This window comes from Streptomyces sp. CA-250714 (genome assembly GCF_050936705.1).
Classification (GTDB): domain Bacteria; phylum Actinomycetota; class Actinomycetes; order Streptomycetales; family Streptomycetaceae; genus Streptomyces.
In genome coordinates, this window is record NZ_JBNJMI010000001.1 from 271902 (window position 1) to 294712 (window position 22811).

The 22811-nt window shown below is 69.8% G+C and carries 24 protein-coding genes; 6 read left to right on the top strand and 18 right to left on the bottom strand.

Going from position 1 to position 22811, the window contains the following annotated elements; translation table 11 throughout:
• Window positions 1-47: 47 nt before the first annotated feature.
• The 3 genes from ACQEU8_RS01400 to ACQEU8_RS01410 form a co-directional block, all read right to left on the bottom strand.
• Window positions 48-1871, bottom strand: a complete 1824-nt coding sequence (locus ACQEU8_RS01400) for an IucA/IucC family protein (protein WP_433095879.1) — start codon at window positions 1869-1871, stop codon at window positions 48-50.
• Window positions 1868-3082: an ATP-grasp domain-containing protein gene (locus tag ACQEU8_RS01405; RefSeq protein WP_433095881.1), complete on the bottom strand. Its 1215-nt coding sequence runs from the start codon at window positions 3080-3082 to the stop codon at window positions 1868-1870. Before ACQEU8_RS01405 ends, ACQEU8_RS01400 begins: the two co-directional genes overlap by 4 nt.
• 153 nt (window positions 3083-3235) lie before the next feature.
• Window positions 3236-3658, bottom strand: coding sequence for a hypothetical protein (locus tag ACQEU8_RS01410; protein WP_433095883.1), 423 nt, complete (start codon window positions 3656-3658; stop codon window positions 3236-3238).
• Window positions 3659-3849: 191 nt separating this feature from the next.
• Between ACQEU8_RS01410 and ACQEU8_RS01415 the strand changes: the two genes are divergently transcribed.
• Window positions 3850-4740 (top strand): iron-sulfur protein, encoded by an 891-nt coding sequence (locus ACQEU8_RS01415; protein ID WP_433095885.1) that lies wholly within the window; start codon window positions 3850-3852, stop codon window positions 4738-4740.
• Window positions 4741-5029: 289 nt separating this feature from the next.
• On the opposite strand, the gene ACQEU8_RS01420 is transcribed toward ACQEU8_RS01415, so the two are convergent.
• Window positions 5030-5800, bottom strand: coding sequence for an MBL fold metallo-hydrolase (locus ACQEU8_RS01420; RefSeq protein WP_433095887.1), 771 nt, complete (start codon window positions 5798-5800; stop codon window positions 5030-5032).
• 272 nt (window positions 5801-6072) lie between these two features.
• On the opposite strand from ACQEU8_RS01420, the gene ACQEU8_RS01425 reads away from it, so the two are divergent.
• Window positions 6073-6399: a hypothetical protein gene (locus tag ACQEU8_RS01425; RefSeq protein WP_433095889.1), complete on the top strand. Its 327-nt coding sequence runs from the start codon at window positions 6073-6075 to the stop codon at window positions 6397-6399.
• Here ACQEU8_RS01425 and ACQEU8_RS01430 read toward each other — a convergent pair.
• From ACQEU8_RS01430 to ACQEU8_RS01465, 8 genes are all read right to left on the bottom strand, one after another.
• The gene (locus ACQEU8_RS01430; protein WP_433095891.1) at window positions 6367-6747 is read right to left on the bottom strand and encodes an ArsR/SmtB family transcription factor; all 381 of its coding nucleotides are present in this window, start codon (window positions 6745-6747) and stop codon (window positions 6367-6369) included. The genes ACQEU8_RS01425 and ACQEU8_RS01430 overlap by 33 nt on opposite strands.
• A gap of 203 nt (window positions 6748-6950) precedes the next feature.
• On the bottom strand, window positions 6951-8168 hold the full coding sequence (locus ACQEU8_RS01435) for an LCP family protein (protein WP_433095893.1): 1218 nt from the start codon (window positions 8166-8168) through the stop codon (window positions 6951-6953).
• The gene (locus ACQEU8_RS01440) at window positions 8165-10267 is read right to left on the bottom strand and encodes a bifunctional polysaccharide deacetylase/glycosyltransferase family 2 protein (RefSeq protein ID WP_433095895.1); all 2103 of its coding nucleotides are present in this window, start codon (window positions 10265-10267) and stop codon (window positions 8165-8167) included. The genes ACQEU8_RS01435 and ACQEU8_RS01440 overlap by 4 nt, the downstream gene beginning before the upstream one ends.
• Window positions 10264-10587 carry a hypothetical protein gene (locus ACQEU8_RS01445; protein WP_433095897.1) on the bottom strand — a complete coding sequence of 108 codons (324 nt, stop codon included), beginning with the start codon at window positions 10585-10587 and terminating at the stop codon, window positions 10264-10266. Before ACQEU8_RS01445 ends, ACQEU8_RS01440 begins: the two co-directional genes overlap by 4 nt.
• A 311-nt stretch (window positions 10588-10898) precedes the next feature.
• Window positions 10899-11168 (bottom strand): hypothetical protein, encoded by a 270-nt coding sequence (locus tag ACQEU8_RS01450; RefSeq protein WP_433095899.1) that lies wholly within the window; start codon window positions 11166-11168, stop codon window positions 10899-10901.
• Window positions 11169-11234: 66 nt separating this feature from the next.
• On the bottom strand, window positions 11235-11612 hold the full coding sequence (locus ACQEU8_RS01455) for an antibiotic biosynthesis monooxygenase family protein (protein WP_433095901.1): 378 nt from the start codon (window positions 11610-11612) through the stop codon (window positions 11235-11237).
• A gap of 74 nt (window positions 11613-11686) precedes the next feature.
• On the bottom strand, window positions 11687-12148 hold the full coding sequence (locus tag ACQEU8_RS01460; protein ID WP_433095903.1) for a hypothetical protein: 462 nt from the start codon (window positions 12146-12148) through the stop codon (window positions 11687-11689).
• Window positions 12149-12225: 77 nt separating this feature from the next.
• Complete coding sequence (locus tag ACQEU8_RS01465; RefSeq protein WP_433095905.1) at window positions 12226-13611, bottom strand: FAD-binding oxidoreductase; 1386 nt, start codon at window positions 13609-13611, stop codon at window positions 12226-12228.
• Between the two features lie 77 nt (window positions 13612-13688).
• On the opposite strand from ACQEU8_RS01465, the gene ACQEU8_RS01470 reads away from it, so the two are divergent.
• Window positions 13689-14654 (top strand): helix-turn-helix transcriptional regulator, encoded by a 966-nt coding sequence (locus ACQEU8_RS01470; RefSeq protein ID WP_433095907.1) that lies wholly within the window; start codon window positions 13689-13691, stop codon window positions 14652-14654.
• Window positions 14655-14751: 97 nt separating this feature from the next.
• Here the strand turns inward: ACQEU8_RS01470 and ACQEU8_RS01475 are convergent, their stop codons facing one another.
• The 4 genes from ACQEU8_RS01475 to ngcE form a co-directional block, all read right to left on the bottom strand.
• Window positions 14752-15192 carry a PaaI family thioesterase gene (locus ACQEU8_RS01475; RefSeq protein WP_433095909.1) on the bottom strand — a complete coding sequence of 147 codons (441 nt, stop codon included), beginning with the start codon at window positions 15190-15192 and terminating at the stop codon, window positions 14752-14754.
• Window positions 15193-15328: 136 nt separating this feature from the next.
• Window positions 15329-15832: a dihydrofolate reductase gene (locus tag ACQEU8_RS01480; protein WP_433095911.1), complete on the bottom strand. Its 504-nt coding sequence runs from the start codon at window positions 15830-15832 to the stop codon at window positions 15329-15331.
• Window positions 15829-16626: a thymidylate synthase gene (locus ACQEU8_RS01485; RefSeq protein ID WP_433095913.1), complete on the bottom strand. Its 798-nt coding sequence runs from the start codon at window positions 16624-16626 to the stop codon at window positions 15829-15831. Before ACQEU8_RS01485 ends, ACQEU8_RS01480 begins: the two co-directional genes overlap by 4 nt.
• A gap of 87 nt (window positions 16627-16713) precedes the next feature.
• Entirely contained in the window at window positions 16714-19161 is a 2448-nt protein-coding gene (gene ngcE / locus ACQEU8_RS01490) for an N-acetylglucosamine/diacetylchitobiose ABC transporter substrate-binding protein (protein ID WP_433095915.1), read from the bottom strand.
• Between the two features lie 196 nt (window positions 19162-19357).
• Between ngcE and ACQEU8_RS01495 the strand changes: the two genes are divergently transcribed.
• Window positions 19358-19690, top strand: a complete 333-nt coding sequence (locus tag ACQEU8_RS01495) for a glyoxalase superfamily protein (protein WP_433095917.1) — start codon at window positions 19358-19360, stop codon at window positions 19688-19690.
• 222 nt (window positions 19691-19912) lie between these two features.
• Here ACQEU8_RS01495 and ACQEU8_RS01500 read toward each other — a convergent pair whose 3' ends face one another.
• Both ACQEU8_RS01500 and ACQEU8_RS01505 read right to left on the bottom strand, forming a co-directional pair.
• Window positions 19913-20425: a hypothetical protein gene (locus ACQEU8_RS01500; RefSeq protein ID WP_433095919.1), complete on the bottom strand. Its 513-nt coding sequence runs from the start codon at window positions 20423-20425 to the stop codon at window positions 19913-19915.
• Window positions 20426-20459: 34 nt separating this feature from the next.
• On the bottom strand, window positions 20460-20945 hold the full coding sequence (locus ACQEU8_RS01505) for a hypothetical protein (protein ID WP_433095921.1): 486 nt from the start codon (window positions 20943-20945) through the stop codon (window positions 20460-20462).
• Window positions 20946-21389: 444 nt separating this feature from the next.
• On the opposite strand from ACQEU8_RS01505, the gene ACQEU8_RS01510 reads away from it, so the two are divergent.
• Window positions 21390-21635 (top strand): hypothetical protein, encoded by a 246-nt coding sequence (locus ACQEU8_RS01510; RefSeq protein WP_433095923.1) that lies wholly within the window; start codon window positions 21390-21392, stop codon window positions 21633-21635.
• Window positions 21632-22726 carry a hypothetical protein gene (locus ACQEU8_RS01515; RefSeq protein ID WP_433095925.1) on the top strand — a complete coding sequence of 365 codons (1095 nt, stop codon included), beginning with the start codon at window positions 21632-21634 and terminating at the stop codon, window positions 22724-22726. Before ACQEU8_RS01510 ends, ACQEU8_RS01515 begins: the two co-directional genes overlap by 4 nt.
• The last annotated feature ends 85 nt before the right edge of the window (window positions 22727-22811 follow it).

Sequence of the window (22811 nt, forward strand, 5' to 3'; positions counted from 1 at the left end):
ACTGCTCCTGCGGGTGCGGAATGTGCGGGTACGGGGTGCCGGGACGCTCACTGCGGGCGTTCCGTCCTGACTGTGGGCAGCAGGTAGTTGGGCCCTGAGGTGTAGTGCTTGTTGATGTCGGCGGCGCCCGAGCGTTCCTTGGTGAAGAGGGTGCCTGCCGAGACCATCGCCTTGACCGGCAGCCCGGGCGCGTCCAGCACGCGTTCCCGCAGCACCGCGCCCGGTTCGCCCGGCCGGGTACCGAGCGCTTCGACGCACTCGGCGAGCCGGTCCCGGATCGGGCTCAGCAGCCGCTCCAGCGGGGCGCGGCCCTGTCGGGCGAGGCCGAAGGCGTAGGCGCCGGCGCACAGATGGAGGGTGATGGTGGTGAACAGGTCGATGACCGGCCCGTCGTCCTCGGTGAATATCCGCGGGTCCTGGAAAACGTCCCGGCCGGGGGCATCCGCGCCCAGCGCAGCGCTCATGCGCGCGGCGTTGATGCGAGGGCCGTCGTTGTCCTTGAGCAGCAGCCGCAGCCGGGTGCCGCCGTCCCCGTACCGGTCGAGGACGAGAGAGACGTTCTGCTGGTGGGATTCCAGTGCGATGCCGTAGCCGAAGAGCGTGGTCTGCCAGTCGAGGAGCAGGCGGAGGACGGTGTCGAGCAGGGCGGCCGGGTCACCACCGTAGAAGCGGTCGGTGAGCCGGTCGAGGACGAGCCCGCCGCCCGGCGCTTCGCTGAGCAGCGCCGCCATCGGCAGGACGACGGAGCCGTCCAAGCCGGGCGGGTAGCGGCGGCACAGCACCGCGAGAAGTTCGTGGCTCGCGTGCGCGTAGCCGCGTTCGTCGGCCAGCAGCACCGTGTCCCGGAAACGGGGCTCGCGGGCGATGACCGTCTCCAGCAGACGTTGGCAGGCGGCGCCGTCGGCGAGTGTTCCGGGCTTGATGGTGCGCCGGTTGCGCAGGCCCAGGGTAGAGGTGGCGAGCGGCAGTTTGAGGTGCCAGGTGGGCTCGTCGGCGAGGGCGACCGTACGCATCGACAGCGTCGGTACGGCCTCCAGATGCCCCGGTTCCGCCAGCTGCGCCCGGCCCTGGAGGCCGACCGCACGCAGCGCGTCGCGCAGCGGGGTGCCGATGCTGAGCGGGTGCACGGGGAGGGCCAAGTGTTCGCCGTCCAGGTCGGACCGGCCCAGCGCGGCCGGGGTCGGCCAGCACTTGGGCAGCGCTGCCTCGCCTGCGGGCAGGACGAGCTGGTCCCGGGGCAGGAGGAGCCAGCGCAGCGGGAAGCGGGGGTGGAACTCGGGGGCGTAGGCGCGTAATTGCGCCTCGCCGAGCCCGGAGCGGCCGCGTGCTGCCGGGTAGACGGGGTGGTCGTGGCGAGCGGCGAGGGTGTCGTGGCCGAGCGCTGCGGCCGGTCCTGTCCAGTCGGCCGGGTCGGCGCCGTAGCGGGCGGCGAGGATGCCCGCCGTCTCCGCGCGGGTGGCCGCGTGCAGCCGCATGGTGGAAAGGGTCTGCCTGCACTCCTCGGCGAAGTCGTCGAACCCGGCATGGTCCTGCGGGTCGGCCAGCGCACGGAAAGCCCCGACTATCTCGTCGGGTGCGGTGAGTTCGCGGGCTGGTTGGACGCCGTACGGCTCGTGCAGCAGCAGCGGCAGCCGGGCACGCCACGCGCACTGGAAGCCGTCCTCGGTGACGGGCAGGAGCAGCGCGCCGACTGCCTCGCCCTCGCCGGGACCACCGTCCAGGCGCAGCCAGGTGCCGTCCGCGCGCTGTTCGGCACGGCTGCGGGTGCGCATGCCCGCCACGTTCTCACGCAGCAGGGCGTCCAGGACGCGCAGCGCCAGCTCGTCCTGGCAGGTGGTCACAGGGATTGCGAGCGGGTCCTTCGCGGTCACGGGGTGATCTCCCAGTGCTGCTCCGCGAGGAAGTCCGCCACGGCCCGGTCGACGGACTGCTGGTCCGTACCGTCCGGACCGAAGGCGCGGACGACGCCGAGGAAGTCGCGGTTGGTGCCGTACAGCTGGTGCCGCTCCCCCACTGTGCGTACGGGCCGGTAGGCGAGCTGTATCCCGTCCGTCTGCAGATCACAGGCGTCCGGCGCGGAGGTCAGCGTTCCGGCGCGGTCCGCCAAGGGGAAGGCGACCCGGGCGCGGCCGCCGGTACGGGCCCTCAAGTCGTCGGGGAGGGGCTCGCCGAGGTGGGTGCGCAGGATGTGTTCGAACAAGGGTATGTCCAGCAGCTGCGCCAGCAGCAGGTCGCACTGGTCGCCGATGGCACGGTAGTTGACCTCGATGATGCGGGCCCGGCCGGCGGAGACGACGAACTCCGTGTGGCAGGCGCCGAAGCCGACGCCGAGCGCGTCGAGCTGCGCCAGAACCTGCCGGGTGACGTGCTCGGGGTGGGCGGCGATATAGCGATGCCGCTTCTCGATGAAGGCGGGCGGCGGGGAGAGTTCGCTGTGGAAGCCGCCCAACAGATGCCGGACGCGGCCGTCGCCCAGGGTCTCCAGGGTGTAGAGCTCTCCCCTGAGGTACTCCTCCACCACCAGCGGAGCACCCGCACGCCGGGCCCTGATCTCCCGTGCGTACCGCACCAGTTCCTCCGGCCCCTCCGCCAGCACGACGTCCTCGCTGGCCACACCCTCTCGCGGTTTGAGCACGCACGGGTACGGGACGGAAAGCGCGCGCAGCTCCTCCGGGTCCTGCGCGGCGGTGAGTTCGGCTGCCCGGACGGCGTCGGCGCCGGTGGCTGCGAGGTGGCGACGCAGCTGCGCCTTGTCCTTGGTGCGCAGGGCGGTACGCCAGTCCTTGGCGGGCAGGCCGAAGTAGTCGGCGGTGAGGGCTGCCTGGGTCTGGAGGTGGTCGCTGTTGGTGAAGACCGCGTCCGGTGCGTGGTGGGCGGAGATGCGGGTGATGAGCGCATGGAAGTCCCGTACGTCGCACCCAAGAACCTCCACCCCGTCGTCCCCGGTGCCGGCCCCGGAGCGCATGTGCGCCTCGGGCTGGTCGGTCAGCAGAGTGACCTGGAGGCCGAGCCGTCGAGCTGCGGGGAGGAAGCCGTCCGAGACCGACGGGGTGGGGTTCAGGGCGAGCAGATAGAGCCGCATGGGCAGTGAGCCGTTCCGATTCTGCCGGGGGTGACGGTTGACGTACGTACGGAGGACGGAGGACGAGGGAGCCGCACGGAAGACGAGGGAGCGCTGGGACGGCCGTGCGGCAGCGCGGTGATGACGGTCCCGGCGCGACGCCCTGGCGCCGGGTTACGTCTCGGCGGCGTGAGCCATGTCGGCTCGCGCATGGTCGGCCCACGATGCGTACGTGTTCATCGCGGCATCGGTCTGCTGCTCCGTGCTGACTGACTGGGCGAGCGCGGTCCGGGTGCTCCGCCGGGCGACCGGTCCCGCGCCGCCCAGCGCGGCCATGGCGACAAGGCCCACGGCGGCAAGGCCCTCGACGATACGCGGCAGCAGTGGCCCCGTCGTCAAGAGGGCGTCGTGGCCACGCCCGTCGGTGAAGACGGCCTCGACAACGGTGGGCAGCGGAACAGAACGAGCGCCCGGCGAAAGGCTCGGCGCGGCGCACAGCGCCAGAGCGACAAGCCCGATCAGCAGGAGCAGGCCGCACCGCCGTACGCAGGGGGAAGGCGACGCGCCGGGGGGCGCGGCCTCGTTGGCCATGAACACAGCGGAGAGGTTAAGTTAGGCAAGCCTAACCAGGCAACTGCACTATGCGGCATAGGCAATTGCACCACAGAGCCCTGCCCCCCTCCGCAACGGCCCGTCCAACCAGCATCCACTGCCACTAAGGTGAGCCTCACCTTTCCCCCTGCCCACCGCCGTCCCATGCCTCCCATGCACCACGAAGGACCTCTCCGATGAGCACGACCCGGGCCTCCCGGCGCATACCGCACCTCCCCCGCCCCGCTTCAGCCTCCGACGTCCTCACCGAGCTGTACGAGCGAGTCACCGCCACCTGTGAGGCACTGAGCGCACGGGTCGCCGCTGCGGACGGCGCCGAACCCACGGCCTCCCGCGCCAACCCCCAACAGCAGGTCAGCGGTGCGGCATTGGGACAGGACCCCGCTGCCCTGGACCGCTTCGTCCAGGCGGAGTCGGCCCGCATCCAGCGACGCGAAGCGCACACCGCCCGCAGGGACGTGGCCGCGTCGCGCGCGCTGCACGGCTACGCGTGGTCCGTCGCCCTCCTCATGAGCGGCGCCTGGTATCTGGAGCGCCGCGTGCCGCGCATCCGGCCCGGCGACATCCAGGTCGATCTGGAGACCGGAGCTGTGGAGGTCACCCCGGGCCAGGTGTTCTCGTGCCTCGCGGACGACGAGGCAGCGCGCGACGGACTCCCCGGGGCACGGACGCTGGTCGACGCGGAAGCGCTCCGCGCCGAACTGCGGTCCGCCGTCGCCGACCACCTGCGCCCGCTGCTCACCGCAATCGCCCCCGAAGTACGACGCGGGCCACGGGCGTTGTGGGGCATGGTCGAGGATGACCTGATCTCCGGCATCTGGTACCTCGGCCGTATGCTCGGCGAGGAGGAGAACGCCATCCGGGCCGCGACCGAACTGCTGCCCGGCCCCGTCCCGCCCTTCCCCGGCGGCGCGGCCTTCCGACACCTCACCGGCGACTCCGGCCGCACCTACCCCACCCGCACCCGACTGGGCTGCTGCCTCTACTACACCATCGGCCCCGCCCAACCCTGCCTCAACTGCCCCCGCACCACCGACGCCGAACGCCTACGCAGACTGGAACCCTGAGGCGACCCCGGACAAGGCCTACTCGCCGTGTGCTGTCCGCGAGCATCGGCGACGTCGCGGCATCCGGGCAATGATTCCTCAGCCCGCGAACCAGCCCCCACCGCAAGCGCCGTGGCCGAGTCGGCGGCACACCGCCCGCCTTCGACCGCGACGCCTACGAGCAGCGCAACACCGTCGAGCGGTCCATCAACCCCGCAAGCAGTGGCGCGGTCCGGCCACCGGCTGCGACAAGGCCGCCACCATCCACCTCGCCGCACGCCACACCGCTGGCATCTTCATCTGGTCCGCGCTAGCCGATCGGGAAGGTGGCGCCGGGTGCGGCGTAGTCGACGGGGCCGGCGAACCGGGTGGAGGCGCGGGTCACCGCCTGTTGTGGGGTGAGGAAGCGGCCGACGTGGGTGACGATCAGCCGGCCTGCTCGGGCCGCGGCGGCCGTGTCGCCGGCGTCTTCGGGTGTGTGGTGCACCTGTTCGCCCTCGGTCGGCGGCTGGGCGCTCTCGGCCTCGCACAGCAGCGCGTCGCAGCCGTCGGCCAGCCGCGTGAGGTTCGCGCACGGTGCTGTGTCCCCGGAGTAGACCAGCGATCGGCCCTCGGCCTCGATGCGCACAGCGAAGGCCGGCATGCCGTGCGCCACTGCCCGGCTGGTCATGGTGAGTGCGCCGACGCGCGCCTGATGCCCGTCATCCAGCTCATGGACGGCGAAGGCGCGCTCGACCGGGCTGCGTGTCGAGCTGTTGGTGAGGAAATGAGCCAGCCGGTCAGCGATTCCAGGCGGTCCGTACAGCGGGATAGGCACGGCAAGCTGAATATCCGCGAAGAGCGCCGCGTAATAGGCGGTGAGCAGATCAGCGCTGTGATCGGCATGCAGGTGCGAGATCCAGATCGCGTCCACCTCGTCGAGCCGGACATAACGCTGCAGCTGCGCCAGCGTTCCGCTGCCCGCATCCACCCAGACCCGAGTGCCGCCGCTGGACACCAGGTATCCGGAGCACGGGTTGTCCACGCTCGCATAGGGCGTCGCACTCCCCAGGACGGTGAGGCGGAGAAGATCGCTGGTCATCCGGGGAGTCTATAGAACGCTTGATCCCCAAAAATTGACGATTTCTCTTGCCACCACTCCACCCGGGGTCCCCGGTTTCATCCAGGGCACTGTGCCGCTGCTTCAGCACTGCTCAGCAACGGAAACACTCGCGCCTGCCCTCGCTACGCCGTATCCGCCTTACAGCTCGCTGAGCTTCATGAGCCCCGACACTCACGATCACCGTAGACACGTACTGTGAATCGCCTGGCAGGGCACCTGCCGACCATCAGCCGACCAAGAGGAGACAGCGCATGCTGCGCGCCGTGTTTGTCCGTACCTTGAAGCCCGGCGTCACTGATGAGGAGTTCATCCAAGCCTGGCTTCCCCCTGGTCTGACCCCGGACTCCTATCCCTCAGGGGTGAGCATCAGCCACAGCCTCACCGACGAGCGGCAGATCATCTCGATCTTCGAGGTGGACGCCACCCCGCAGGACTTTCCCAAGGTGCTCGCCTCCCTGGTCCACCCGGATTCGGCCGCCAGACTGGCCGAGATCGTCGAGTCGACACAGCTCGAAGCCGTTTTCGAGGACACCGCGACCTTCGGATCACGCCAACCGCTCACTCCCGACGACCGATAGGAACGCGGGTGGTTGGCTCCCGGGGATGACGGGCTCCGAAAGCTGCTGGAACGGGCGAGCTTCTACGCGGCCGGATGATGGTCGGTCAGTTGGTCGCCGGCGGGCTGCGGCGGTAGAGGGCCCGCGGCCGTGGCGTGCCCGGGTGACCAGGCCCGTGTCGTACAGCACGCGAAGGTGCTGGGACACGGCACTCGGGGTCACCTTGGGCGATCTCCGTTGTCGCCAGCGGCTCCGCGAGGAGGCGGAGCAGTCTGGTTCTGGGCGTACCGAGCAGCGAGGCGAGAGCTGCCGTGTCAGCGGTCGGCGCCGGACACGGCTGACGTGCTGCGCGGCAACCTCGCCAGTCACGGCACTCCGATGAGGCGACTGCTCGAGTCGGGGGCGATCGCCCGGGCTGGCCTTCAACAGGCGCGCCAAGACGCGGTCGACGTCATGACCCCAAAGTCGACGTCATGACCTCAAAGAGCACGCCGCGGCCCTGCACAGTGCGACGGACCAGCAGCGTTCCGTCCGGGTGTGCCGCCGTGCGCGGGCGGCACACCCGGGTCCGGTCAGCTGCGGCGTCCGCCGGTGACGGTCACCGGGTGGTCCTGACGGAGCTGCTGGAACAGCCGCGCGGAGCGCTCGGCGTCCCAGCGGATGACGTTGCCCTTGGAGGTGGGGAGTCCGACCGCGTCGACCGGCACGTTGACACGCTGCGGTTTGCGGCCGCCCGCGCCCTGCACGGAACGGAACATCTCGGCCAGCCGCCGCAGATCCATGTCCTGGTCGACCACCAGCGTCTCGAGGCCCGCGTGGAGCGCCGGGTAGAGCTGCGACGGGTCGAGGACGGTGCCCGGTCTGGCGGCCTTGTGCGCCAGCGCCGAGAGGAAGCGCTGCTGGTTGCGGGAGCGGCCGAGGTCGCCCTCGGCCTCCTGATGGCGCTGCCGGACGAAGGCGAGCGCCTCCCGGCCGTCCAGCGTCTGGCAGCCGCGCCGCAGGTCGGCTCCGGACTTCTCGTCCTTGATGTCCCGTTCGAGACACAGCCGGACCCCGCCCACCGCGTCGACGATCTTTACGAAGCCGGCGAAGCCGATCTCCGCGTAGTGGTCGATCCGCAGGCCGGTGTTGTGCTCGACCGTACGGGCGAGCAGCTCCGGGCCGCCGTACGCGAAGGCGGCGTTCAGCTTGTTCTTGGCAGCGGGGACGTGCTTGCCGGTCGCCGGGTTGTGGAAGCCGGGGATGGTGACCCAGGAGTCGCGCGGCAGACTGACCATCACCGTGCCGTGCGCACCCTTGTGCAGGATGATCATCGAGTCCGTCCGGCGCCCTCCGCCACCACCCGCGTGCAGATCCCGCACGTCGGCGTCGGAGAGGCCCTCGCGGCTGTCGGAGCCGACGATCAGGTAGTTGGTCCCCTCCCCCGCCGGGTGCCGCCCGCCGAAGGCGCCGAGCTTCACGTCCCGGTTCAATTCGGTCTCCGCCCAGGCGTAGGTGCCGCACGCGGTGGCCAGCAGGGTGACCAGGAGCGCGAGCGACAGCCGCAGCACGCGGTGCCGGCGCCGGGGACGGGCGCGTCTGTGCCCGGGTGTGCGCATGCGCACCAGCGCGGTGCCCCGCCAGCCGTACACCTCCCGCCGGTCGCGGAGCACGGCCGGGTCGGCACGGCCGGGCGCGAAGGCCGCGGCCCTCGGCCCACTCGGGATCCCACCGGACGCGTCCGGCAGGTCGGGGGCGTCTCGCACGTCGGGCGTGTCGGGGACCCCGGGGACGTCGAGCGGACGGGTCATCGCAGTTCTCCCCTCGGTCCTTGGAGCAGCAGGCCGCGCTCGGCGGCCGCCTCCACCTGGTACGGATCGGCGGTGCCGGTGCGGTGCATGCGGTGCCATTTGAGGCGTGAGCCGAGCAGGGCCGTCATCACCGAGTGGATGACGACCAGGTACAGCAACTGCCGGTAGACGAACAGCTGGAGCGGGAGGGACCACAAGGCGCGGAGCCGTTCCCCGTCCAGCCACAGCGCGTATCCGGCGGTGGCCATCTGCACGGCGAGGAAACCCAGCCAGACGGCGACCGCCTCTGTCGGGTCGCGGAAGCACACTCCGTACAGCGCGAAGACGTCCACGACCGGGGCGAACAGCGGCAGCACGACCTGGAAGAGCGCCAGATAGCTCAGCCCTCGGCGGCCGAACCGACCGGCCGGTCCGACCTCGCGTACGGCGTGCCGGTGCTTCCACATCGACTGGAGGGTGCCGTAGCACCAGCGGTAGCGCTGCCGCCACAACTGGCGCAGGTTGTCCGGTACTTCCGTCCAGGCGACGGCGGACTCCTCGTAGACGACCCGCCATCCGGCGCGCCACAGCGCCATCGTCAGGTCGGTGTCCTCGGCGAGGGTGGCCTCGCTGACGCCGCCGACGCCCATCAGCGCGTCGCGCCGGAACGCGCCGATGGCGCCGGGGACGGTGGGCATGCACTCCAGCACCTCGAACATGCGCCGGTCCAGGTTGAAGCCCAGCACGTACTCCAGGTGCTGCCACTTGCCCAGCAGGTGGCGGCGGTTGCCGACCTTCGTGTTCCCGCTGACGGCCCCGATCGCGGGGTGGGCGAGCGGCTGGACGAGGTGGTGGAGCGCGTCCGGTTCGAAGACGGTGTCGGCGTCGACCATCACCACGATGTCGTGCCGCGCGTGCGCGAGGCCGGTGTTGAGCGCGCCCGGCTTACCGGTGTTGGTCCTGCGCACGAGGGTGACGCGCGGGTCGGTGATGCCTTCCACGACCGCTGCCGTGCCGTCCGTCGAGCCGTCGTCGACGACGATGATCTGCAGGTTCTGGTAGGTGGAGGCGAGCAGCGAGTGCACGGTGGCGCCGATACCGGCCTCCTCGTTGTACGCGGGGACAAGTACGGTCACCGGGCCGGTCACCTCGCGCAACCGCGGCGCGCCGGGCCGCGACCGGCCGCGGCGGCGTACGTGGACGCGGGCGAACCAGGCCAGCATCGCCAGCCGCAGCAGGCCGAGCACGCCCGCCACGACCAGTGCCCAGGCCATCGCCCGGGAGAAGATCCGGCCGAGTTCCTGGGCCCGGATCAGGCCCGCTCCCTTCACGCGTTCGACGAGCGGCGCGGGCGTGGTGAAGGCGAGCTGCCCGAGTCCTGCGGAGACGGTGGTGAACCTCTCCACGCGCCGGTCGCGCAGCAGCGCCCGCGCCTCGCGGTAGCCGAGATCGGTATGGCTGTACTGGCGTACGACGCCGTCGGCGGGCTTTCGGCTCTTCCGGTCGGCGGCGACGATCAGATACCCCTGCCGGGCCGCGCGCCGGGCCGCGGGCCATTCCGGGCCGCACAGTGTGTCCGCCGCCGTGGTGTGCGGGAGCCGCAGCAGCCGGGTGCGTACGCCTGCCGTGCCGGCCAGCGCCGTCTGCGTCAACGACAGCTCCGTACGGGCGCGCAACCGCGACGCGGCCCCCAGGTCACCGCCGGTGTAGGTGTAGGAGCCGATCTCGTGTCCGTCCGCACGGATCCGCCGCATCAGTTCGGGGTACCGCGCGGCCTGCTTGCCGTAGACGAAGAACGTGGCGTGGGCGCGGTGCGCGGCCAGCAGATCGAGCAGCCGCGGGGTCCAGACGGGGTCCGGACCGCCGTTGAAGGTGAGGGCCGCCGTACGCGGGGGCATGGCGGCCGTCTCCACGCCGTCGCCGGTGAATCTCAGGACCGGCCGCCCGGTGTCGGCACTGCGCGGAATGGGCTCGGCGCAGGGACGTTTGGTGCGGGCGGCGTCGACTTCGTGCGTGGTCCAGCCCTCGAAGAGGAGCGTGACGATGACGACCGTGAGGACGAGTAGCAACAGCACCCAGTGACCGCGTGGGGGACGGCGCAGTGCGTGCCGGGGGCTCATCCGCGGGTGGCCGGATGCGCGGACGCGGCGGGGGCCGGGAGACGGGAGGGAGGCCGGGAGCCGGACCCGCGCCGTTCGGCCCCGGCGCCGGTGTCGCGCCGAGTGCCTTCGGCTCGGTCGGCGCCGTGCCGTGCGGCGGCGTCCCGTCCGGTCTCGCTGAGATCGGTGCCGCCGTGTGGGGCGCTGCCCTGCTGTGCGGGGCCGGTGGGGACGGCGTCGCCGGTGCGGGGAGGCTGCTGCTGTCCGGCGGGCTGCCAGATCCCGGCGAGGACGACCGCGACGAACATCAGATACGCGCCGCAGGCAGTTCCGAGTGTCACGGCAATAGTCCGGAGCACCCTCCTTCGTTTACCTGAACGTTCAATAAATATCGGGCGATTGCCTTGCCTGTTCTGCGTCGTGCCGTGGGGGGTGTGATGCATGAAGGCTGAGTTTAACCAGACCTATTCGCCCTTGAGCAAGAGCACTTCACCGCGCGTAGACGCGGTTGACACGGTGGGCGGCGAGGCGGGAAAGCGACGATCGTCTTCCCGGGAAGCCAGGTTTTACCCGTTCATCCGATTCCGCCCAAGTGGCCTGCGCAGGACGAGATCTTCGCAGTTCAACGAAGTGCTCAGCAGGGTTGCGCGGTTCAGCCGCCCGCCGCAGCGTCGACCGGGAACCGCTCCGGTCCCGCCGCCGTCCCATTCCGGGCCGGAGCAACGCGGTACGGCTGGAATGTGACGCTCGGGAACGGCCGGTGCGACAGGAAAGGAGACGGAAATCCGGCCGACATGACTCCTTCACCGGCAGTCGATAACGTGATCTCGAATTCAGCATCGGCCGCCGCAAATAGCGTGCCCTCAGCAGAAATCAGCTGCCATTTCCCGGACAGCGCTTGATGGGATCCGCCAAAAGTCACGCTGTCGGTTGGGATTGTCCAGCCCGTGCCGGCCGCCTGTGGGGCGACGGCCGGCACGGTGGGCGGTCAGCTCGACCGCCCCGGTTCCGCCGTGGCGGCGAAGAACTCGGCGGCGACGTCGTACAGGCCGGTGCTGGACGTGATCGGTGTCGGCGCGTCCTGGCGCGCGGCTCGGGTGCGCTGCTGGAACTCGGGGTCGGCGGTGGCGGCCTGCCACGCCTCCTGGCTCTCCCAGTGGGACACGTTGACGAGCTGGAACCGGGTCTCGTCCGAACGGGCCCGGTGCAGCCGGGAATCGAGAAACCCGGGCTTGCCGGCCATGAGGGCGGCGCGCTGCTCCCATTGGGCGACGAACGCGTCCAGCTGGTCGGCGGGTACTTCGAAGACATTGATGAATGTGACGGACGAGGTCGGCGCATTGGCCGACTGACTCTCGGTGGTCATGACAACTCCTGGAATTGGCTGGTGCCGCAGGCCCCGATCGGCTTCGTGCGGGGGCCGGACATGGTGGGTGGTGGTCAGGTGCTGATGCGGCGCAGTGCGGAGCGTTGAAGGAGGGCGAACACAGATACGGGAACGGCCTGGAGGGCGATCCATGCCGTGCCGATCGTGTTGGGGTCCGACCAGTCGAGGAGGATGGCGGCGACGCTCGCCGCCACCCACGCGGCACCGATCGCGATCACGAGCCTCACCGAGGCCGTGGGCGGCTGAGCGCGGCTGGACAGCACAGCGACGTACACGCCGATCGTCAGCATCAGACCGCCGGCGGTGAGCACCAACTGGTCGCCGACCCCCAGCAGCCGGGCCAGAGGGCCGGAGGCGAGGAGGTAGGCCAGCCCGAACACGAGCATTCCGGCGGCATCCATGGCGAGGATCCGGCGCAGCGGAGCGTATGCGGAGGGGCGGTGTGTCGTCGCGGCGAGGCCCGCGGAGGGCGAGGTCATCGAGGTCTCCAGGTCATGTCGAGGGCTCCAAGTCATTGAGGGCTCCAAGTCGTCGAGGGCTCCAAGTCGTCGGAGGGCGCCAAGTCATCGGGGGCTGCGAGCAGGTGATGCCGTCAGACTGTGGGAGCTGTGTGCGGCGGGATGTTGTAGTTGAGACGGAAGAGGTTCTGGGGGTCGTACTCGGCCTTCAGCGCGGTCAGCCGCTGGTGGTCGTCCTCGGTGTAGGCGGTGCGCGTCCGGTCCGGGTCGGCGGTGTCGCCGTGGCCCATGAAGTTGAGGAACCGGCCGCTGGTCCAGGGCTCCAGCTCTTTGAACAGGAGCGCCAGGAAGGCGTTTGCCTCGGCTGCGGAGACACCCGTCAAGGGGACGAGGACCGCCAGCATGAAGCGCGCGTCACGGTGGCCGACGGCGTTCGGGTACGCGGGCGGACGGGCCAGCGCACCCCCCAGGTGGCGCAGCTCCACGATGGCGGGCAGCGCCGCACCGGGGCCGGCGTGCTCCATGATCGTACGGACCGCGTCGCCGCCCAGGTCCGTGAGGAAGGCGTCGTCGGCGGCCCACGGCATCGGGACCGGCGGGTCGTCGTGGATGTCGGCGCTCTGCTGGTAAGGCATGTCGCGCAGGCTCTCCAGCAGCCGGGGGCCGGCCTGGCGGAGCGGCTCGACCAGCCGTTCGCCGGCCTCGGCGGAACCGGTGAAGGCGATCCGTACGTGACAGACGTGACGTCCGCGCAGCGGCTCGGGCACCTGCGGGTCGTCCGGGAAGGGAATCAGCGCCACCGAGGAGTTCATCGCCTCGGGCACGGTGGCGGCCCACTCCCGGTAGGCGTCCAGGATGCCGGGGGTCTGCTCGACGTCGAAGAAGAGCCCGCCGCCGTACAGCCGGACCACCGGGACCAGGCCGAACTCCATGTCTGTCACGGTGCCGAAGTTGTCCCGCCCGCCCAGCAGCGCCCCGTACAGCTCCGGTTCAGTGTCCGGGGTGACGTGGCGCAGCCGCCCGTCCGCGGTCACCACGTCCATGGCGAGCACCCGGTCGGCCGCCCAGCCGTGGCTGCGGCCGAGCAGCGCCAGCCCGCCGCCGAGGATGTAGGAGACGACGCCCACGTGCGGCGCTGAGCCGTTCAACGGAGCCAGGCCGTGCCGCGCCGCCTCGGTGACGACCTGCTCGATACGGGCACCGGCCCCGACGTACGCGCTGCGGGTCTCCGGGTCGATCCGGACAGCGGCCATGCGCCGGGTGGTGACCAGCAGTCCGTCCTCGGCGGCCACCGAGAAGCCGTGCCCAGTGTTCTGTACGGCCACCGGCATTCCGTGTTCCGCGGCGAAGGCGACGGCCGCGACCACGTCCTCGGCCCGTGCGGCTCCGACGATCACCTCCGGACAGTGCCGCACGGCCAGATTGAAGCCGGTCCGCTCGTCCTCGAAGCCCTCCTGGCCGGGCAACAGCACGGGTCCCTCGATACGGGCGGCCAAGGCCTCGATGTCGTGACGCTCCACAGTTCTGCTCCTTCGTCGGTGCCAACGGGAGCGATCTTGCTGGGCTTATATGACATCCGCCGTCATATTCTGCGGAGGTGAAATTCGACCGGCTGCTCTCCATCGTTCTGCTGCTCCAGCACCGTGCCCTCGTCCCGGCCAAGGAGCTCGCCGAGCGCCTGGAGGTCTCGCAGCGGACCATCTACCGCGACGTCGAAGCACTGTCGGCGGCCGGTATCCCGGTGTACGCGGAGCGGGGCAAGGACGGCGGCATCGGGCTCGTGAACGGGTTCCGCACCGATGTGACGGGGTTGACCACCGACGAGGCGCGGGCGCTGTTCGTGCTGGCGTCGCAGAGCGCCCACTCGGCGCTGGGGCTCGACCACGCGCTCGGCTCCGCGCTGCGCAAGGTGATGGCCGCGCTGCCCGCCCCGCACCGCCCGGCGGCCGAGCTCACCAGCCGCCGCATCCTCGTCGAACCGGACCGCTGGCATTCAGCGCCCCGCCCGGAGACGGATCTGGAGGCCCTGTACGCCGCGGCCCTCACCGACCGCAGGCTCCGTGTCCGCTACCGCCACAGCGGCCGGACCACCCTGCGCACCTACACCCTCGATCCGTACGGTCTGGTGTCGAAGGCAGGCACCTGGTATCTGGTCGCCGACCACAAGCGCACTCCGCGGCTCTTCCGCACCGACCGGCTTTCGCAGGTCAGCGTGCTCGAGGCCGAAGCGCGCCGGCGACCCGGCATGGAGCTGCCCCAGGTCTGGCAGGACCTGCGCCGCGAAGTGGAAGACCGCGAGGAAGGTGTCAGGATCACCGTCCGGATCCACCGCGAACGCCTGGACATGGTGACCCGCATCGCGGGCTACTACTTCACCGGGCCACCCGTCCCGGAGCCGGGCACCGATGAGTGGCTGCGGGTGGAGTTCGCCTACCCCGTCGCGAAGGCGGTTCGCCATCTGTTGCAGTTCGGCGCCGACATCCAGGTCCTCGACCCGCCCGAGGCCCACGCGGAGATGGCCCGCGCCATCGCGGAACTGGCCGAGCTTTACGGCGCTCCCTGAACCACGGCTGCCGACTCTTCCCCGTAAGCTGCCGTCCTCCGGCGTCACCGCGCTCGGCCGGCGCACCACCTGTTATGCGGCCTTCTCCCGACTGCGGTCATCGACGGACGGTCTGGATGCGTGCGGTCGCGGTCGCCATGGCGACCGGTTTGTCGTCGGGCCCTATCAGCTCACCGGCGAGGAAACACACGTCCTTGCCGCGCTGCACGATTCGCCCCCGGCCCAGCAGCCGTCCGGGGCGTGCGGGACGCAGGAACTGAACATGAAGATCGAGAGTGGGTGCGAACTGCTCCTCGGGCAACGTCGCGACCAGCGCAGGGCCCAGGGTGTCATCGAGCATGGCGGCCAGAAACCCGCCCTGGATCACACCAACGGGGTTCGCGAACTGCGCACCCGCCTCGAATGCGACCTCGATGGTGCCCTGCTCCGGATCGACTCCGACCAGCTCCCACCCCAATAGCACCGCGGCAGGCGGCGGCTGCACCCGCCCCGCCAGCACATCCCAGAACAGTCCACGCCGTTGTGTGTCCATCTCCATGACCCACATTGAACAGGCCGCCACTGACACTCCTCCCGGCCCCGCCGCTCACCCTGAGCGGCACGGTCCCCCGGGCCCGCGAGACCGAGACGACTACTCGTGCCTGTTTCGGGGGTGCATCAGGGTGGGCCAACTGTCACCGGGTGTATGTGCGGATGCGGTAGCGCAGCCCGGACGTCGAGGACTGCCAGCCGTTGTCCTCGGTGACTTTCCACGTCGGGTCCGGTGTGGGGGCGTAGGTGTCGCCGTGCACTGTCGAGTCGATTTCAGTCACGGAGAGCGTCGTGGCGTATCCCAGGGCAGCACGGTAGATCTCACCGCCGCCGATCACCCATGCCGCAGTAGGGGCTGCTGGGTGCAGCGGCTCGGCTGCCAGTTCAAGAGCCTCGGTGATGGACCCGGCACCTTCCGCGCCTTCGGCCACCCATTTGGGATCGCGAGTCACCACGATGTTGCGCCTGCCGGACAGCGGGCGGAATCGCGGAGGCAGCGAATCCCAGGTCTTGCGCCCCATCACCACTGGATGACCGAGGGTGGTTGCCTTGAAATGCGCCATGTCCTCCGGGAGTCGCCACGGGATCGCATTGCCCGCGCCGATGACGCCATTGAGGGTCTGCGCCCAGATCAGCCCGACGTTCACACCGCGACCTGGGCTTTGATGGCCGGGTGGTGCCGGTAGTCGAGCACTTCCACATCGGCGTAGGCGTAGTCGAAAAGCGAGTCGGCTTCGCGCAGCCGCAGCCTGGGGAACTCGAACGGGGTGCGCGAGAGCTGCTCGGTCACCTGCTCGACGTGATTGTCGTAGATGTGACAGTCGCCGCCAGTCCAGATGAAGTCGCCCGGTTCGAGACCGACCTGCTGCGCCACCATGTGCGTGAGCAGGGCGTAGCTCGCGATGTTGAACGGGACTCCGAGAAACAGGTCCGCGCTGCGCTGGTACAGCTGGCAGGAGAGCTTGCCTTCGGCGACGTAGAACTGGAAGAAGGCGTGACACGGCGGGAGTGCCATTTTGCTCAGCTCGGCGACGTTCCAGGCGGAGACGATCATCCGGCGGGAGTCCGGGTCCCGGCGCAGCGTGTCGAGGACTTCGCTGATCTGGTCGATGTGCCTGCCGTCGGGGGTGGGCCAGGAGCGCCATTGTGCGCCGTAAACCGGGCCGAGTTCGCCGTTCTCGTCGGCCCATTCGTCCCAGATGGTGACGCCGTGCTCCTGCAGCCAGCCGACGTTCGAGTCGCCGCGCAGGAACCACAGCAGCTCGTACACGATGGACTTGAGATGCACCTTTTTGGTGGTGACCAGCGGGAACCCCCGCGAGAGGTCGTAGCGTAGTTGGTGGCCGAAGATGCTTCGGGTGCCGGTGCCCGTCCGGTCGGCTTTGGCCGTCCCTGACGTGAGTGTCAGCCGCAAAAGGTCTTCATACTGGGTGTCCGCCACAGCCGTCGAGTCTACTGGCCGGTTCATCGCCCCAGGGGGCCTCCCCAGCGCAGGGCCGGGCGCCGTCGAGGGCACGACCAGGGCAACTCAGTGGCGGGGCCCGGCCGCCTTGTTGCCTTTGGCCTCCGCATCGGCGTGGCCCTGGATCCGGTTGACGGCCTCGGCGGGACGGATCTCGGCCATCATCAGCTCGCCCAGCACCGGGCCGACCTTGTCCCGCGCCAGCGCCGGATGCCAGTCGGGGAACCGGGGATCGATGACATCGCGTCCGGCCCGTGCGAGGGCGCGGGCGGCCGAGGCGGCACCGGCCGGCAGGTCCTGCGACCGCTCGGCGTCCGCAACACTTGTGAGGCTTCCTGTCAGTTCGGTGAAGCGGCGGGCCGAGGTACGGCTGAGCATGATCCGCAACAGCTCCATCCCGCCCGCCGGGTTCTGTGCCTTCCGTGGGACGAAGAAGGGCTCGGACGGCAGATGCCACAGCGTGCTGTACGGCAGCGCGTCCGAGGCGGTCAGCGCGGGGGTGGGGCCGACTGCCATAGCGTCGTAGGCGCCTGGGGCCGAGGCCATCTCCTCTTCCAGCCAGGAACCGTTGGGGAGGAAGAGGGCTTTCCCGTCGAGCCATGCCGCCTGTGACGCCCTGTGGTCCCAGCGTGGGCTGCGCGGATGCACATATCCTTTCGCGCCCAGCTCGTACACCGCCTCGAAGACGTCGCGCACCACCTCGGTACGCCAGGCGCCGCTCTCCAGGTTGTCGATGGCCTCCAGCGCGTCGCGCCCGCCTGCCTTTCCGATGAGCGGGAGGACGAGGTAGAGGAGGTAGAAGGGGGAACTTCCGGCGAACGTCCATCCGGCGAGGTCCTGCCGCTTCGCGTCGGCGCAGATCTCCAGCATGGCGTCCCAGCTGTGGGGGTACTCCCAGCCGAACTCCTCGAAGAGCTCCGGTATATACCAGATGCCGAGCACCACGCTGGCATACCGCAGTACGTACACCGTGGAGCCGCCGAAGCCCTCCGCCGTAATGGTGCCGGGGCGGAGGACTTCCCGTACGGTTCTGCCCGGCATATCCAGCGACGGCGCGTCGAGCAGCGGCTTGAGGTCGGTCAACTGGCCGTCCTGTGCGAGGGCGTGGAGATTCAGCGGCGAGGCGCCCGAGTTCTGCACCAGATCCGGTGGGTCGGCGGACTTGAGCCGGGCCAGCACTGCGTCGGCGACGGTCTCGGTTGCGTGATGGGTGACTTCGGCGCCTTCGAAGGCGCGCCGGTAGCGCTTCTCCGCGTCTTTGAGATAGGCGTCGCCGAAACCGCCCGCACCCTTCTTGAAAGCGACGACGGACAGTTTCTCCCTGGCCTTCACCCCGAGCGGGTTGGGCCGCCCTTCCTTGTCGTTTCCGTTCTCGCGGGGGCGCAGCGCCCAGGCGAGCCCGCCTGCTGTCGCCGCCCCTGCGCCGGAGAGGGCGATCACCACACGGCGCCGGGAGAGGCTTCGCCGCTCCGGCTGCGGCTCGATGACCGGGTCCTCGTCCTCCGCGTCCTGTGTGGGGGCCGAGTGCGGCGAGGGCGGGGCATGGGGCGCGGGCGCCGGCTCACCGGCCTCGGCACCGGCCCACAGATCCACGGTCGCGTCCTTCGGCCTGCCCGACTCCATGATGCGCCCGGCGAGTTCGAGCAGGCTATGCGCGACGGGGGCGGGCAGCCATTCCTCGTAGGAGCCTGCCGGGCCCAGCCGGTCGCGCAGCCATGCCAGAGCGGGCCGCTCCTCCGGGTTCTTGGCGAGGCACGCGGCGGCCGACTCCCGCAGCCCGTCGGGCACCCGCTCCAGACGCGGCTCCTCGTGCACCGTCCGGTACATCAGGATCTGCGGCTCGGCACTGCCGAACGGGCCGTGTCCCGTTGCCGCGTACGTGAGCACGCCGCCGAGCGCGAACACATCTGCCGCCGCTGACACTTCGGGGCCCGCCGAGCTCACCTGTTCGGGTGCCATGAAGCCCGGGGTTCCGATGATCATGCCCGTGCGGGTGAGTGCTGTGCCCACGGCGGAGCGTGCGATACCGAAGTCGATGACGCGCGGACCCTCGGCGGTCAGCAGCACGTTGGACGGCTTGAGGTCGCGGTGCACCATGCCCACCGCATGGATCGCGGTCAGCGCCTCCACGAGGCCGGCGGCCAGCTGCCGCACGGCGCGCTCCGGCAGCGCCCCGTGTGTGAGCACGGCGTCCGTCAGGGAGATCCCGGGCACATAGGCCGTGGCCATCCACGGCACCGCACCGTCCGGCTCCGCCGCCACGACGGGCGTGATGAAGGGCCCTCCCACTTGCCGTGCGGCCGCCACCTCGCGGGCGAAGCGGAGGCGGAAGTGCGCGTCGTCGGCGAGTTCGGCGCGCGCCGCCTTCACCGCGACCACCCGGCCCTCGTCCGAGCGGCCCAGATAGACGCGGCCCATACCCCCGCCCCCGAGCACCCCGACCAGCCGAAACGGCCCGATCCGCCGCGGATCGGCAGCAGCCAGCGGCTTCACCCGCATCTCCCCCGTACACATCCACAATCCTGGTGCGCACGCCAGTATCACCCAAGATCACGGTGCGTGGTATCACCCAACTCCACGGCAGGTGCGGAGAGACGGTGCCGTGTGCTTCCTCGCGGGCTGGGCCGCTAGCAGGGCCGGACGCCTCGGCCGCCGGGTTCGGCAGCGCGGTGGAGCGGCGGCTGTCAGACCCTTGGTGCAGGATCGCCTCATGGACGAAGAGGTCATTCCGATTCTGCGTGTGGAAGACGCCGCGGCCGCGATCGAGTGGTACGCGCGTCTGGGGTTCATTCAGCAATGGGAGCACCGTTTTGAGCCCGGCTTCCCCGTGTTCGCCGAGGTCGCCCGTGGTCACGTACGGCTGTTCCTGTCCGAGCACGAGGGGGACGCCCGGCCGGACACGCTGGTGTATCTGAGAGTGACCGACATCGGTGCCGTCGCTGCGGAGTTCGGTGCCCGGCCCGAAGAAGCGCCGTGGGGGCGTGAGTTCGAGCTTCGGGATCCGGACGGAAACCGCCTCAGAATCGGGTCCACCGGCGAGTGAGCCGGGGTTCGCGCAGCATGAGCGGTGTCGGCTCCGTGAGCGGAGTAGACATCCGGGAGCACCATGTCTCCTGGCCTCGACCCTGTATGCCGTCGACTTGCTGACGGGGCCGTTCATACGGGGTCGAGGCCGAGGCGGTCATCAGTACTCGCTGTCTTCAGCGGCAGCGGGGATCAGCCGTGCGTTCCGCATTGGTGAGTCACGGTGTGCTGAATTGGTGATTCACGGTGTGCGGAACAGCGCCCAGGTGTGGCCGGGTGTCTGCGCGCCTTGCAGATGGGTGTTGACCTTCCCTGTGCTCTTGTCGACGGTAATGGTGAACCACGCCTTCCAGTTCTTCGCCTCCCGGCACGGCCACCCCACCTTCGGCACACACGTGCGGGTCTGGAAGTGCCCCTCGTAACGGGCGTAACGGTTCCACTGGTTCTCGCCGGTCTCGGTGATGTTCAACGAGTTCTGCTTGAGGACGATGCCGAGGTTGCTCCCGGTCGCATTGATCTCGACATCGGAGCTCGTCTTCCAATCCTCCGGGGCCTTGTCCGGGCAGACCAGGACATTCATGTCCCACTGCCCGTACCGGTAGCGGCCGAGGAGCGTCCCCGGGTACCACGTGACCTGCTCCCGCTCACATCGCGGAGCTGCGGCTCCCGCCGTGGATGCCTGGCTGGTGGTGACCCCGGCGCCGAGCAGCGCGCACAGGACCGTGCCCAGCGTGGCCAATCGGACGGTTCTCATGGGTTTCCCTTCTGTGGCTCGGACCAGGCGGTGGCTATGGCGTGTCGTACAGCGAGAGGCCGGGCGGCAGGATCGAGTGGGAAATCCGGCTCACCCGCACGGCCCCGGTGGCCTTGGTGACCGTCACGGTGAAGAAGACGTGCTCGCGGTACGTTCTGCCGCAGGGCCATTCCACGAGGGGAATACAGGTCTTCACCACGAAATCGCCGTCGTATGTCGCGGACTTGGTCTGTGCGTCCTCATCCGTCTGCAGCGCCTGCAACTTGGCCGAGTCGACGAAGATCCCGTTCGCCTGCCCGACCTTGTTCGTCTCCCACTTCGCGCCCACGGACCAGTCCGAAGGGTTCTGCGACGGGCAGACGGTGACGCTGTAGTCCAACTCGCCGAATCGCCAGCGGGGAGGGGTCGAGTCACCCGGATAACGCTTGAGGTGTTCGGCCTTGCACGGCGTCTTCGCCGGCGAAGCGGTTGACGCGGCGGCGGCCGGAAGCGCCGTTGTCCCGCCCAGCCCCAGCACCATGAGCCCGGCGAGGAGCGGTGGAACACATCTGCGGCCCATTGATTCCTCCTGAATGAGAGTGGCTCTGCGTCGGCAGGCCGATGAACGACCGCCCGGGGCTGTCAGGGCGAAGGCCGACGTGGGTGACCTGCTCGGGTCGCGCCTGGCTGCGGAAACGGTGATCGCTCGAGCCCCGGTCGGCACACAGCGTCCTGGCACCGGCTTCCCCGCCGCAACGACATGGGGCTGTCCCGGACAGCGCACCGCTGTCCGGGCTGCTCACAGGCTTGCCCCGGCCCTGTCCCGGACACCTCCGCGACCCGCTGCGCACGACTCCTCCCGTACGCCGAAACGCTGATCACGTGGGCCTGCCGTGTACCGCCAAAGTTGGCCCCCACCTCAAACCAGCACGGGATGACGCGGGGGACGCGGCGGACGTAGCGTGCTGAACAGGGGGGAGCACACATGACAGACGACTACGCATACCGCGAGGCACAGCGCACGGTGGCGCGTATTCAGCAGCTTTCGGACGACTGCTGGCACGCGCTGGACGCGTCCCGCCGGGCCATGGACGACGATGCCTGGGTGGGGCCGGTCGCCCGGCGGTTCCACGACGCGGTACGTGCTGACGAACGCGAATTACGGGCCCAACTAGCCAAAGCGGTCCAGGACGCCAAGGCGAAGCTCGACTCCATGCCGAGGAAGTCATGAGCTACCCGGTGGGCAATCCCAATTTCTCCGGAGTCAAGCAGCCGCTCTTCGACGAGTTGGTGAGCAGGCACGGCCGGGCCGCGTTCTTGCTCGAACAACTTGCCGGGGACCTGTGGCAGGAGCTGGTCAGGCTGGACATCGACACCTCCTCCGCGCTGCGGCTCCGCGAACTCGCCAGCCGGGTCCGTAGCCAGGCGACAGAGCTGCAAACGCGCCAGAGCCGGGTGCACGCGATGCAGCGGCAGCGCAGCGGCGCCAAGCTGTGCACGCCCGGGAGCATCTACTGGGAGCTGCCCGAAGCCGCCACGCCCACGCCGCAGCCGGGGCAGCCGCCTCCCACCGATCCGGTGGAGCTGTCCATCGAGCTGTGGGACGCCAACCTCCTGCCCCGCGCCGGGCGGCAGCGCCCCGACGGCACACCGTTCTCTCCCCAGGAGGACGCGGTGCTGAGCTGGATGGCCGCGCACAGGGAGACCATCCTCGCGGAAGCGCGGAAATGGAACGTCTCCCCGCAGGCAATCGCAGCCGCGATCGCATGGGAAGCGATGAAGAACGTCAAGGGAATTCCGGCCAGGTCGCTCGCCGGCTCGGGGATCGGCCGCATTGTGAAGCAGGCGTCCTTCGGCCCGGGAAAGGTGCACGTCGATTTCCCCCTCGTCAACCAGGTCGAGGAACGGGGATACCTGCCGCGCAGGAGCGTCACGGAACGGGAGTCGCTGCTCAGCAGCGACGAGGGGTCGATCCGGTACATCGCCGCGATCATGGGTGCGTATTCCAAGGTCACGGAGGACAAAGGGCGAGGGCACTACAACATCCGCTACGACGTGCCGATGCTCACCCAGCTCTACCAGGGAAGCGACCTGGAACAGTGGGAAAAGGCCCTGGAGAAGAGGCAGAGAGACAACGACTGGGGAAAGCTCAGACCCGAGAATCCGATGCCGAAATGGGCCATGCACAACCGGGAATTCCTCAACGCCGCCGTACCCCTGCGCCCCTGGGAGACCGACCCCACGCCCCCTGCGCCGATCCCGCCGGCCAATCCGGCACCGAGGCCCGGGCCCAGTCCGACGCCACCGCGAAGCGTCCCGTGAGCCCGCAACGCGAGGGCGCCTCCTCGTTTTCCGGGAGGGGGTGCCCCTGCCCGACGCTCGCGGCCTGCCCCACCAGCCAGGTCTA